General features: G+C 65.3%; 9 protein-coding genes and 1 tRNA gene. 7 read left to right on the top strand and 3 right to left on the bottom strand.

Annotated elements, in window-relative coordinates:
• Positions 1-294: 294 nt before the first annotated feature.
• A complete protein-coding gene (locus I2H31_RS18005; protein WP_196294448.1) occupies positions 295-639 on the bottom strand; it encodes a hypothetical protein in 345 nt (114 codons plus the stop codon).
• A gap of 220 nt (positions 640-859) precedes the next feature.
• Positions 860-933: transfer RNA gene (locus tag I2H31_RS18000), tRNA-Ile, on the bottom strand.
• A 99-nt stretch (positions 934-1,032) separates the two neighbouring features.
• Here I2H31_RS18000 and I2H31_RS17995 point away from each other — a divergent pair.
• From I2H31_RS17995 to I2H31_RS17965, 7 genes are all read left to right on the top strand, one after another.
• The gene (locus I2H31_RS17995) at positions 1,033-1,692 is read left to right on the top strand and encodes an HAD family hydrolase (protein ID WP_196294447.1); all 660 of its coding nucleotides are present in this window, start codon (positions 1,033-1,035) and stop codon (positions 1,690-1,692) included.
• Positions 1,655-2,866 (top strand): site-2 protease family protein, encoded by a 1,212-nt coding sequence (locus I2H31_RS17990; RefSeq protein ID WP_317192240.1) that lies wholly within the window; start codon positions 1,655-1,657, stop codon positions 2,864-2,866. The genes I2H31_RS17995 and I2H31_RS17990 overlap by 38 nt, the downstream gene beginning before the upstream one ends.
• A 59-nt stretch (positions 2,867-2,925) precedes the next feature.
• Entirely contained in the window at positions 2,926-3,564 is a 639-nt protein-coding gene (locus I2H31_RS17985) for a hypothetical protein (RefSeq protein ID WP_196294446.1), read from the top strand.
• Positions 3,565-3,644: 80 nt separating this feature from the next.
• Positions 3,645-4,025 (top strand): hypothetical protein, encoded by a 381-nt coding sequence (locus I2H31_RS17980; RefSeq protein ID WP_196294445.1) that lies wholly within the window; start codon positions 3,645-3,647, stop codon positions 4,023-4,025.
• 128 nt (positions 4,026-4,153) lie between these two features.
• The gene (locus I2H31_RS17975; protein ID WP_196294444.1) at positions 4,154-5,002 is read left to right on the top strand and encodes an MbnP family protein; all 849 of its coding nucleotides are present in this window, start codon (positions 4,154-4,156) and stop codon (positions 5,000-5,002) included.
• A 7-nt stretch (positions 5,003-5,009) separates the two neighbouring features.
• On the top strand, positions 5,010-6,014 hold the full coding sequence (locus tag I2H31_RS17970; RefSeq protein ID WP_196294443.1) for a hypothetical protein: 1,005 nt from the start codon (positions 5,010-5,012) through the stop codon (positions 6,012-6,014).
• Between the two features lie 64 nt (positions 6,015-6,078).
• A complete protein-coding gene (locus I2H31_RS17965) occupies positions 6,079-6,429 on the top strand; it encodes a hypothetical protein (RefSeq protein ID WP_196294442.1) in 351 nt (116 codons plus the stop codon).
• 69 nt (positions 6,430-6,498) lie between these two features.
• Here I2H31_RS17965 and I2H31_RS17960 read toward each other — a convergent pair whose 3' ends face one another.
• On the bottom strand, positions 6,499-13,236 hold the full coding sequence (locus tag I2H31_RS17960) for an Ig-like domain-containing protein (protein ID WP_196294441.1): 6,738 nt from the start codon (positions 13,234-13,236) through the stop codon (positions 6,499-6,501).
• Positions 13,237-13,268: the final 32 nt, after the last annotated feature.

The raw sequence follows: 13,268 nt of genomic DNA, 5'->3' as shown, positions 1-13,268 counted from the left end.
CCATACCACACCTCGCACTGGGTGAGCAGCTGCGGATTGTCTGGCTCGGCGTATAGCTCCAGCGGCCCGAGGCCCAGCAGCGGCACTCGTCGCGGCGCACCAGGCGGTAGCCGTCAGGCACCATGTCGATGCTGATGGCATCGGCGTAGGCCTGCAACTGGTCCCGCTCTTCTTCCGGCACCTCCTCCCCTTCGGCCCACAGCGCCCAGCGCAGGGCCTCGGCCAGCGCAAAGGGCCGGTGGCGTAGGATGGCGTCGGCCACCAAGTGCTGCTCCGCAGTCGGGTGCTCACCCACTAGGCGGCCTGGAGCTCGTCTTCGCGGTAGCAATCCCAGAAGCCGTCGTTGAGCCGGTACACGTTCACGCGATGCACCAAGCCCGTTTCCGGGCGACGCTCCCGCAGTTGGCCGCGCCAAATCACCTGCCGCGCGGGCGCTTCGGGCGCGGGTTGCACGCGGTGGCCCAGTTCGTAGGCAAACGTGGTGGCCGTGGGCCTCACTACCACTACGGGCGCCGTTTCCTCGTCCTGGCTGAACACCTCGTCGTATTCGAGATGCCGGTCTTCGGTTTCAGGCAGGGTATCGGTGAATTCAGCAGCCGGCTCTTCGGCTTCGTAGTGAATTTTCGGGGCGGTGGCCATGGTCGTGCAGGAGCAAATTTTTTACTAAGCTACGTAGTAACTAAGCTGCCTAGCAACTGTTCACTCGGCAGCTCCTCCATCGTGGCGTGACTGCTAACAGGTCTCCTTCGCTGTCGGACTAGAAAAAGAATGGTGAAAGCAAGCAAAAAAGCTGAATCGTTGTTCAACTTGTTGTCCAACAACAAAAAACCCCCTCACAGCGATGTGAAGGGGTTTTTCGTGGGCCCACTTGGAATCGAACCAAGGACCTACTGATTATGAGTCAGTTGCTCTAACCGATTGAGCTATAGGCCCGGTGCTGGAGGCAGTCATCTTTCACCTCAACCCGTGCCGTTGCCGGCCCTCCAACGCTGCAAAAGTACGACCTTCGCGGACGGAAAACCAAGCTCCTCCATGTTACCTCATCTGCTCTTCGATTTTGGCGGCGTCATCATCGACATCGACTACGACGCCACTCCGGCGGCCATGCGCCGCCTGAGCCGCGCCGGCGGCACCATTGCCTTCTCGCAGGCCCAGCAGGCCGAGCTATTCGACCGGTTTGAAACCGGGCAGCTGTCCGCGGCCGAGTTTCGGGCGGGACTGCGCGAGGCCTACGACCTCGACGCCACCGACGCCGAGCTCGACGCCGCTTGGCACGCCATGCTGCTCGACGTGCCCGCCGAGCGCCTGGCCCTCATCGGCGAGCTGCGCCGGCAGGGCCACCAAACGGCCCTGCTCAGCAACACCAACGCCCTGCACATCGCCGAAATCAACCAGCGCCTGGCCACCAAGTACGGCTTCCAAAACGGCATTGCCGACGTGCTCGACCGCGTGTTTTACTCGCAGGAAGTGGGCCTGCGCAAGCCGGGCGAAGAAATATTCCACCACGCGCTGCGCGAAATGAACTGGCGGGCGGCCGACGTGTTGTTCATCGAAGACAGCCCGCAACACGTGGCCACGGCCCGCCGGCTGGGGCTGCGGGTGTTGCACCTGGCCCCGCCGCTCACCCTTACCACCGCCCTGCCCGAAGCCCTCCGTGCCTTTCCCCGAGAATACGCCCCCACCCCTGCCTGACCCCGACCTGGCCGGCTTTCCGGCCGACGTGGCTGCTCCGCCGGTTCCCACGGCCCCGCGGGCGCGGCTGCTGGCGGCGCGGGCGCTGTTTCGGCGCTTCGAGCGGCCCGCGCCGTCGCCGGCCCGCACGGCGGCGGTGCACCTGGGGCTGTTTGTGGTCACGCTCATCACCACCACGCTGGCCGGAATTCAGCTCACGCGGGGCGACGTGGGTCTGCTGCCGATGGACGTATTTGCGCTGCGGGGCGCCCCGCTGTGGGCCGAGCTGAAGCGAGGGCTGTGGTTTGCGCTGCCTTTTTTGGGCGTGCTCACGGTGCACGAGTTCGGGCATTATTTCACGGCGCGGCGCAACCGGGTGCGGACTTCGCTGCCGTATTACATTCCGTTTCCGATGGGGCTGGGCACGTTTGGGGCCGTCATTCGCATCCGGGAGCGAATTTTTTCGCGGCGGGAGTTTTTTGACATCGGCCTGGCCGGGCCGCTGGCCGGCTTTTTGGCGGCGGTGCCGCTGCTGATTTACGGGTTCACGCACCTGAGCCCCGTGGTGGGAGGGCCGGTGGTGTACCAGCAAACGCTTGAAGTGGCTCAGCCGCTGCTGTTTCGGCTGTTGGCCCGTCTTTTTGCCGACCCCGCCTTGCTGCCTCCCGCCAACCAGCTGATGCACTACCCGCTGCTGCTGGCGGGCTCGCTCAGCCTGTTTTTCACGGCCCTCAACCTGCTGCCCCTGGGCCAGCTCGACGGCGGCCACATCCTCTACGGCTTGCTGGGGCCGCGGTGGTTTAATAAGCTGGCGGTGTTCCTGTTCATCGGCTTCGTTTTTTACGCCGGGCTGGGGCTGTTCTCGCTGCGCGACGACTGGCATACCTGGCTGTATGGCGGGCCGGTATACGCCGGCTACCTGGCGCTGATTTTCTGGCGGGTGCTGCCCGCGCCGCGGCAGGGGCTGCTGCTGGCGGCCGGCATCTGGGCGGCGCAGCTGGGCTGGGCGACGGCGTTTCCGGGCGCGGTGGGCAACCCGGGCTGGCTGGTGTTTGGGCTGCTGCTGGGGCGCTTCACCGGCATTTACCATCCGCCCGCGCCCGACGAGCGGCCGTTGGGCCTCGGCCGCAAGGTGCTGGGCTGGGTGCTGGTGGCTATTTTTGTGCTGTGCTTCACGCCGAGCCCGTTTCAATAAGCACGCGTTTTCACTTTCCGACTTTTGCCGCTGCGTCGGCCTTCTACCGCATTTCCGGAATGATTTTCACCCAAAAACAACTTTTTCTGGGCTCCACCCACATTGCCCTGCGGGCCGAGAGCCTGTACGTGTGCAAGCGCAACCCGCAAGGCGTGGCCACCCTCGAAACCGAAGTTCCCTACGAGGAAATTCTGCCCGTGAAAGCGGGCGAGCACCGCTACGTGCCCACCAACCAGCTGCTGCTCACGGGCCTGCTGCTGGTGTTCATCGGTTACGGGCCGTGGCGTGCGTGGCTGGCCACGGGCGAGGCGGGGCTGTCGCTGGCGGTGTGGTGGCTGGTGGCGGGCGTCAACGCGCTGTCGCTGTGGCTGCGGTTTGAGCAGCAGTGGTTCACGTTTCGCCTCCAGACGGCGCACCTGGCCCTCACGCTGGCCGGCCGGCCCTGGCAGCGCCGGCAGTTCCGGGCGCTGGTGACGGAGCTGGAGCGTCGCACCAAAACCTACCTGCGCACCGAATACGGCCAGGTGAACCCGCTGGGCTTCATCGAGCCGCAGCTGCGCCGGGTGGCCTGGCTGCACGAGCTGAACGTGCTCAGTGCCCGCGAGGCGCAGGCCCTCAGCACGCGCCTCACCGGCCGGCGCAGCACCGCCCCGCTCCAGGGCATGGGCCAGGAATTGGAGCCGCCGTATCTTAATTAGCATTTGGGTGGGTCCGCGGGCCGGTTTTTCGGGCCGCGGGGAGCTACCTTTGGTGTAATATTTGCTGCGTTGTTTCGCTTATGAACCGTTTGCTGGCCTGTTTTCTCGCTGCCCTCATGCTGCTCCAAACCCTGGGGCCGGAGGTGTTGGTGGTGAACTACCAGCTGAACAAAGCCCGCATCACCGAACTTTATTGCGTGAACAAGGCGCGGCCGCAGCTGCACTGCAACGGCAAGTGCCACCTGGCCCAGCAGCTGCGCAAAGCCGACGGCGCCGACAAAAAAGCGCCGGCCGGGGCCGTGGCCAAAGTAAAATACGAGGTGCTGCCCACGGCGGCGCTGGCCCTGCTCCCGCCCCGGCGGTGGCCGCTGCCAGCGGTGCCTTACCCGGCGGCCCGGGCGGCGCGTTGCGCCGCCGGCCCCCTCGCGGACGTGTTTCGTCCGCCGCTCTCACTGGCCTGATTTGCAAGCCCAGGGCTTTTCGCTAGCGCCGAAAGCCGGGCTTGTGCTGGGTTTCGCCGGGCCCCCGGCGAACCGGTGCGCGTTGGCGCACCTTCCTTAAATCAGAGTCAGTTATAGCTTTTACTTCGATGAAATTCTCCGCTTTTTCGGTGCTTTCCGGCGCCTTCGCTTTGGCCACCATCAGCCTCACGGGCTGCAAAAAGGACGAGCCCGTGGCTTCTTCCGCCACGGAGTTTACGCTGCACATGGACAACGGCGTGACCATGCCGGTGGCGGGCAGCACCACGCCTAAATTCACTTCCCTGGTGCTCGGCTCGGGCACGTACAAGAATGCCAACGGCGACGACTTCACCGTGAGCACCCTCAAGTACTACATTTCCAACGTGAAGCTGAACAAGGCCGACGGCAGCAGCTACGCCGTGCCCAACACCTACTTCCTGGTGGACCACTCCAAACCGGACTCGCAGGACCTGACCATGACCGACGTGCCGGAAGGCGAGTACAGCAGCGTTTCGTTTGTGGTGGGCGTGGACAGCATCCGCTCCAAAGCCGGCAATTTTGGCGGGGGCGTGCTCAACGCCAGCAACGGCATGCTGTGGGACATGAACGGCGCCCCCGAGTTCATCAACTTCAAGCTGGAAGGCAAATCGCCGCAGGCCATAACTGGTACCAACCCTTCGGGAAGCATCGTGTTTCACGTGGCCGGCTACCTCCACTCCACCACCAACACCATTCGCACGGTGACGGTGCCGTTCACCACGTCCAAGCTCATCATTGCCCGCGACCACACGCCCGAGGTGCACATGCAGGTGGAAGTGGCCAACCTGTTTGGCAAGCCGCTGAACCCGCCGACCAACCCCGTGCCCCCCATCAACTTCGCCACCACCTACACCATCATGAGCGGCATTCCGGCTTCTCGTTTGGCCGACAACATTCAGACCAGCGTGTTTTCGGTGGGCCACATCCACGCCAACTAAGCGCGGCATGAAACGGCTTTTTTTGCTTTTGGTGGGCGCCGCGCTGCAGGCGCCCACCGTTGGCCGCGCCTGCGACATTTGCGGCTGCTTCATGGGCATCACGCCCTACGACAACCAGAGCGGCCTGAGCTTGATGCACCGCTACCGCATCTTCAACGGCTACCACGACTACGGGCAGTCGCCGCGGTTCTTTCCGGCTGGCGCGCGCCCGTTTTTCCCGTCGCCTCTCAACGGCGACAACGGCTACGCCCACAACCACAGCGGCGACCCCACCGATTTTGAGGCCTTCCGGGTGGTAGAGCTGCGCGGCAAATACTTCCTCTCGCAGCGCGTGGAGCTTAATGCTTTCGTGCCCTACGTGATGAACACCTCGCAGATAAACGGCCGCCAGCTGAACGCCTCGGGGCTGGGCGACGTGACCGTGTTTGCGGGCTACCACCTCATCCGGGCCATCGAAACGGCGGGCCTGCAGAGCCGGCTCATCGTGGGCGGCGGCGTGAAGCTGCCCACCGGCGACTACAACCGCCAGAACGACAAGGGCCGCCGCTACGCCCTGCTCAACCAAGTGGGCACCGGCACCACCGACGGCTTCGTGTACGCCAACTACATTGCCGGTTTCCGCAGCTTTGGGCTGAGCGTGAACAGCAGCTACCGCCTCTCGAACGAAAACCGGTTTCAGAATAGCCTCGCGCCGAGCACGGCCACGTTCGCCAACCTGTTCTACCGCATTCCGCTGGGCGAAAGCTGGCAGGTGTACCCGTCGGCGCAGCTATTTTACGAGAAAACCGACGGCGAAATGCTCGACGGCCGGCTCACCGGCGAGCACGCCATGAACAACGCCCTGCTGGGCCCGGGGCTGGACGTGTACTACAAAAACCTGTCGCTGAACACCAGCTTCCAGCTGCCCGTGTACACCGCCGAGACGGACCACCCGGCCAGCGCCGGCCGCATGGTGCTGTCGGTGGGCTACAGCTTCAACCAGACCAAATACTTGTTCCATCGGAAAAGCTGAACGCTGGAAACCCGGGTCATTGGGCCGCGTAGGCAGGAATTCCACCAATTCCTTCTTTCCAGCCATGAGCATTTCCCTCAACCCGCAGGCCGTGGCCTACGCCCGCCGCCTCATCCAGGACGGCAAACTCAAAAACGACGAAGGCCACTGGGGCCAGCACAACCCCGATGCGTCCAAGGAAAACACCTTCCTCGAAAAGCACGAGATGGAAGAGTACGCCAACTGGCACCTGGGCCTCGACAGCAGCAAGGGCGCCGACACCAAAGGCCGCTACCACTTTCCCTACGGCGACTTCAAAACCGTGCACCGCGACGGCCTGATTGCCGCTAAGGAGCGCGCCGCCCAGCAAGGCTACAAGGACATTGAAAAAGCCGCCGACGAGCTACTGCAGCTCTTGGAAAAGGAGGCCAAGTAGGCCAAGTTAATTCCAGCAAAAAGCCCCGACCGTTTTCACGGCCGGGGCTTTTTTCGTGTTGTGGGTGGCTTATTCCACCACCAGCTTCTTCACCACCACGCCGGCTTCGGTTTGCAGGCGCAGCGAGTACACGCCCGTGGCCAGGCCGGTGAGCGGCAGGGTGTGCGTGGCCAGGCCGGCGGGCAGCACCTGCTGCGTCACCACGCGGCCCAGGGCATCGAGCAAGGCGGCCGTCACGGCTTTGCGGTTCATTGCGGCGGGCAGCTCCACAAACACGGCTTTGGAAGCCGGGTTGGGGAACACGGCCACCTGGGCGGCCAGCGCGGCCGCGGCCGTGCCGAGCACCTGCGCCGGGCCAAACACCAGCTCGAAGCGTGGGGTGTGGTTGGCTGCGTTCATGGTGAAGGCGTAGTCGGGGTGCAGGCTCAGGTCGGTGAGGGTGCCCAGCTGCAAGTCGCGCAGGAACGGCTGCTCGCCGCTGCCAAAGTTGAGCAGCTGCGCCGCGTGCAGCGTGTAGGTGCCCGTGGCGGGCAGGCCGATGGAGAGTGGCACGGTCAAGGACGAAGTGCCCATCGGGGGCAGGCCGTTCACCGCCAGGTTCTGGCCCACGGCCACCACCGAGGCCAGGTTCAGGCCGGTGGTGTTGAGCAGCTTGGCGGCGTCGTAGTGGTCGTCGAGGCCGGCGGTGGCACCTTGCTCGAAGTACACGAAGGCGGCATCGCGGGCGCCCTGGGCGCTCACCAGCTCCAGCTGCACGCTCGGCCGCAGGTCGGTGGCGGTGCGGTTAAAGGCCGGGTTTTGGTAGGTGGTCGAGCGCCAGGCGTTCAGGAAATTGAATGTGGGCACCGTCTGGCTCACCCGCACGAAGAAGCCCTGCATCGAACCAATCAGGCCATTCGGCAGCGTGCCGAAACCGTTCTGGTAGAACTGGTAGATGCCGGCGTACTGGCTGCTGGATTTGAACACGTATACGGCGTCAATCACGCCGGCGGGCAGGCTCGTGCGGGCCACGCTCCAATCCAGCGGCGCCGGGTAGGGGTTGCCCAGCAGGTGCCAGCCGGAATTGGCCTCCGTGCCGCGTGAGAGGGCGCCCACGCCCACGGTGCCGTTGTTGAGCGCGCCGGTCAGGTCAACCTTGCTGGCCGCGTCGATGTTTACCGTGTAGCCGCGGCCCACGGTCAGCTGGTCGCCCAGCGTAGCGGGCGAGAAAAAGCCCTGGTCGAAGCCCTGGGTGGTGGCGTTGGTGCCATTCACGCGGCTTTCGTCGTAGCCGAACACCGTGGGGAAGGTCGTCACGGTGTTGCCCACCGTGTTGTATTGCTGGTTCACCACCGGCGTGAAGGTGCTGGTGGCCAGGTCGGCCACCGTGGTGCTTACCACCGGCGAGCTGTAGTGGCGGTAGCCCAGGCCGAAGTTCGGGTTGGGGTCGAGGTAGCGCTGCACCGTGGCCGTACCGAAGACGAAGCCGCCGGGGTTGTTCACCACCAGCGCCGTGCTCATGGCATTGCTTTCCAGCGTGAAGGTATTGCCCTGCGTCACAAAGGCGCCGTTCATGGTCAGCAAGTGCTGCACCGAAGCACCGGCCGAGGTGCTCAGCAGCACGCCGTTGGGGTTCACGGTCAGGTCCCAGAAGCGCACGGCGCCAGAGCCCAGCAGGTTGGGGCCGTTGGTTTGGAAGGTGGTGCCCAGCACCACCGTGCCGCCCGTGGGCCGGAAGGTGCCGTTATTGGTCAGGTCAGCGCGCACATCGAGCGTGCCGCCGGTTTGGGTGAGCGTGGCGCCCGTGTTCAGGGTCAGGTTGCGGGCGAAAGCAGTACCCGCACCAATGAACGGCTGGTTCGGGGTGCTGGCGGGAATAGTCGCGTCGAGGCTGATGGTGGGCACCGTGTTGGGCGTCCAGTTGGCGGCCGTGTACCAGTCGGTGCTCTGGCTGCCGTTCCAAATCACGGCCGTCACCGGCACGATGTACGTGAGCGAGTAAGGAGCGGTGGCCGCGGTGTTGCCGTTGCCGGCCGCGTCCTGGGCCACGTTGGCGGGCACGTTCACGGTGGTGGGGGTGCCGGGCGTGGTGGGCGTCACGGTGAAGGTGAAAACGGAGCCGGGGCTGGTGCCGTTGACGATGCCGCCGGTAATCGTGCCGTTAATTACCGTTACATCCCCGGCCACAAAGCCAGTTACGTTTTCCAAGAAGCGCACCGTGAAGGGAATCGGCGTGGTGCCCGTGCTGCTGCCCGAGGGACCGGCCGCCGAGCTGATGTCTACCGTGGGCGGCACCGAGTCGACGGTGAAAGTGATGGTGGCGCTGCTGGCGCTCACGGCCGCGCCGGGGCTCTGGGCCGTGGCCCGCACCGTGTGCGAACCCTGCGTGAGGTCCGTAGGCTGGGCCAGGCTCCAGGCGCCCGCGCCGTCGGCCGGGGTCGTGCCGATAGGCGTGGCGTTGCCGTCCACGTACACGGCCACCGTGCTGCCAGCCGGGGCCGTGCCCAGGTAGGTTGGGGTGGCGTTGTTGGTCAGGCTGCCGTTGGCTGGTGCGGTCACCACCGGTGCCGCCGTCACCGGCTGGGCGTAGGTGATGCTGAACTGCGGGGCTGAGGAGTTGCCGGTGTTGTTGGCATCCACGGCGGCGCTGGCCGGCACGTTCACCGTCACCAGGCCGTTGGCCGTTGGCGTAACGCTAAACGTGTACGTCGCGCCCGAACCGCTCACCGTGCCACCGGTGACGGTGCCGTTGGTCACCGTCACGTCCGAAGCGTCGAAGCCCGTAACGGCCTGCGAGAAAGTCACCGTGAACGGAATCGGCGAGGTGCCCGTGGTGCTACCGCTGGCGCCAGCCGAGGAGCTAATGCTGGCCGTCAGCGCCGGGGCCGTCACGTTAAAGGAAGCCGAGGTGAAGGTCTGGTAAAGCCCGTTGTCCCGTGGCTGGATGTTGCCGAGGAACACGCCGTTGAGGAACACGTTCAGCGCTTGGTCGAGCGTGGTGCAGCACAGGCGCTGGGCGGCCTGGAAGCTGACCTGGTAGTTGCTGCCCGTGGGCACGGCCAGATTCTGCTGGAGCTGGCCATTGCCGCCGCTGTTGCTTTGCACGAAGGCCACGGCAATGCCGTTGGGAATGGGCGTCACCGGGGTGAAGGCGCTGCCTTGGTCCGAGATGCCGGCTCGGGCGTTGAATGCCCACACCGCGCCGCTTGTACCGTAGCTGAACGTATTGCTGCCGTTGTTGTAGGGACCGTGAGTTTCGAAGCTGGAGTTCTGCAAGCCGTTGGCGAAGGCCGTGCCACCGCTGAGCACCTGCACCACGTCTACGAAAGCCGTCGCATCGGTGCCCGTGCCGCCCGTGCCCACAATGGCCAGCGTCGGGGCCGCCGGGAAGCTCTTGGTGATGGTGTAGGTGGTGCCGCTGGTGTAGGGCACGTTGCTCGGGCCGGGCGTCACGCCCGCGCCGTTGTTCACGTCCAGGCGCAGAGTGCCGTCGCCGGTGCCGGTGTTTACCGTCACGGTGTAGGTCGTGCCCGAACCCGACACGCTGGCCACCGAAGCCCCGCTCACACTGCCCGTTGTCGTCACGTTAAAGTTGCCCGGGCTCAGGCCCGAAACGGAATTTGAGAAAACCACCCGGTAGTTCACCTGGGCCGTGGCCGTGGGCGAGGGCGTGAGGCCGGTTACCGACTGCACCGCCACGCTCGGCAGGCTGTAGGTGAAAGTGTACGGGTTGGGCGTTGCGGCGCTGTTGCCGTTCCCGGCCGCATCCTGGGCCACGCCCGCCGCAATGTTGACCGACACCGAGCCCACGGCCGGCGTCACAGTGAATGTGTAGGAATTGGCCGGCGAGCTATTCGCCGTAAAGCTGGCAATGCTGCTTCCTGCGCTAAGCGCGATATCGGCGCTGGTAAACGTAGCGCCCACGCTCTCCGAGAACTGAGCCGTGAACGTAACGGGCGAAGTCGTGGTAGCGCCATTGTTGCTCACCGTGGCGCTGCTCAGCGTCACGGTGGGCAGCACCGAGTCGACGGTGAAGGTATTGGTGTTCGAGACGGCACTCACGGCTTGGCCAGTGGCCTGGGCCGTGGCGCGCACCGTGTGCGAGCCTTGGGTGAGGGCCGTGGGCTGGGCCAGGCTCCAGGTGCCGCCCGTAGCCACGGTCGTGCCGATGGGCGTGGCGTTGCCGTCCACGTACACTGCCACCGTGCTGCCGGCCGGGGCCGTGCCCGAGAAGGTCGGCGTGGTCGTGTTAACCAAGCTGTTGTTGGCTGGCGTGGTCAGCACCGGAGCCACCGTCTGCACGGTGAAAGCCACACCGGGGGTTTGGCCGCAGGGCAGCGTCAGCACCACGTTGCCCGACGTCGCGCCGGTGGGCACCACGAAGGTGAAGCCGGTGGCCGTGAGGTTGCTGATGGTGGCAGCCGTGCCGTTCACCGTCAGGCCCGTGGCGCCGCTCAGGTTGGTGCCGGTGGCCGTCACATTGGTACCAACCGTGCCCGTGGAGGTGTTGAGCGTGAAGCTGGCCGTGGGGGGCGGGTTCACCGTCACCTGGGCCACCGACGTGCTGGTGCTGCCGTTGCCATCGGTCACGGTCAGCAGCACATACTGGATTTTGCTGGCCTCGGTGCAGTCATAGCTCAGGCTGGCGGCGTCGGCTGAGTAGGCGGCCTGCACGGCCAGGAACTTGGGCGTTCCCCCGCAAGGGTCGTTGAGCACCGGGTTGTTACGGGTGTCCGTGTTGCTGGCATACATGCTGCCGCTGCTGCGGCCCACGTAGGCATTCGTTGCCGTGGCCACGCTGTTGGCCGCGTTACAGGAGCCCAGGCCGTAGTTGCCGTTGCTGTATTCGAGGGGCGTGCCGTAGCTGGCGAAGCGAATGGCCGTGAAGTTGGCCCCGTTAGGCGTAGTCAGGGTCAGGGTGCTGTTCTCATTCACCTTGCCAAACGCAATTTTCTGGATGGTGTAGGTGAGGGTGCCCGAACCCGTGCTGCCGTTGTTCACGCTGCTGGCATTAAGCGTGGCCGTGCCGTTGGCCGCCAGCTGCACCGTTACGTTCTGCGCCGTGGCCACGGCTATCGCCTGGGTAGTGAAAGTTTGCACGCTGCCGTAGCTGGTGCCCGCGCTGTTGGTGGCGTAGGCCCGCACGTAGTAGGTAGTGCTGGGCGCCAAGCCCGAAATAGTGGCCGAAAACGTGCCCGTGCCCGCGCCGTTGGGCGCCTGCGTCACGCCAGTCCCGCCAATAGCGGGCGTGGTGGCGCTGCTGCTATACACCACTCCGCGGTCCGTCACCGTCGCCCCGCCGTCGGCCGTTACGTTGCCGCCCAATACGGCGCTGGTCGTGGCGATACTGCCAGCGGCATTCGTCGTCACCGTGGGCGGCAGGCCGAAGCTCAGCCGGGCAGCGAAAGAGGAGCCGGTGGCCAGCGCTGTGCCAAAATTGGAAGGTGTAGTTGTCGTACCGCCCACCACGCCCTGAGTACCGTTGACCGCAAGGCCGTAGCTGGCGTCGTTGCCGGTGCCGCCGCCGCGCAGGGCGCCGCTGCCTGACAACGTCGAGCCGGTATCGGTATACTTGGCCACATACACATCGGTGCCGCCCAGGTTGGTCAGCCCCGTGCCGGCAATGGTGGCCGTGGCATCAAAATCGCTCGCCACGTACACGCTGGTGCCGCTTACTGAAATGCCAGCGTTGCCGAAAGGAGAGTTGTTTTCATTGCCGGTGCCGCCGTCGCGCACGGCGTAGCCGTTGGTCAGGGCCGTGCCGTTGTCGGTGTATTTGGCCACAAAATGGTCGAAGGCCAGTGCTGCCGCATTCGTCAGGGTGCTGCCCGCGATGCCGGCCGTGGTGCTGGCCATGCGCCCCGTCACGTACACGCTGCTGCCGCTCACGGCAATGCCCTGAACGCCTTCGGTGCCGTCGTTGCCGCCGCCGCTGACGGCGTTGTTAGCCGTCACGCCGCCCGTCGCCGTCGGAGTTGTGTCGGTGAAGCGAGCCACGAACAGGTTGGTGGTTACAACATTCGTCAGCGAGCTGGAGCCGAAAACGGCCGTGCCGCTGTTGAAGCGGCCGCCCACGTAGAGAGTGTTGCCGTTCAAGGCCAGGCAGGTGGCTACTTCGCTGCTGGTGCCACCGGCGCGCGTGGCGCCCCCGTTGGTCAGCCCGCTGCCGTTGTCGAGGTACTTGGCCACGTACACATCGGCTGAGCCTGCGCTCGTGAGCGCGCTGCCGCTGATGGTGGCTGTCAGCGACGCCGAACCACCGAAATAGCCCGTCACGTACACGTTGCCGTTGGTCGGGTTCACGGCCAGGCCGTAGGCAAGGTCGGAGGCCGCGGCGTTGCTGCTGCCCCGCGCCCCCACGGTAGTCACAGAGGTGGTGTTGTCGGTGAAGCGGGCCACAAACATGTCGTTGAGGCCCCCGTTGGTGAGCGAGGTGGAGCCAAAGAAGGCCGTCGCCGACCGGAATTGCCCCGCCACGTACACCCGGTTGCCGTTCACGGCAATGGCGTTGCCCATGTCGTTGGCATCGCCGGCATCGCCGGGCGTGCCGCCGCCGCCGCTGGCAGCCCAGGCCCAGGTACTGGCACCGGCCGCCCACTTGGCCACGAACATATCGGCATCGGGACTGCTGCTGTTCAGGGTGTTGGGCCCGAACGTGACCGTGCCCGTGAAAGAACCGGTCACGAACACGTCGCCGGCCGCATTGGTGGCCACGGCCCGCACGTCAACGGCAGTCGAGCTGAGGGCGCTTTGCCAGGTCGGGGCCTGCGCACGCGCCCCCCAGACTGCCAGTAGCAACAGCAGAAGCAGCGGTAGCTTTTGTTTCATAGTACTGTTCCTTAAAATCAAAAGGGAGAGAA

It is taken from the genome of Hymenobacter ruricola (genome assembly GCF_015694525.1).
Classification (GTDB): Bacteria; Bacteroidota; Bacteroidia; order Cytophagales; family Hymenobacteraceae; genus Hymenobacter; species Hymenobacter ruricola.
This window is presented reverse-complemented; position numbering and strand designations above follow the sequence as displayed.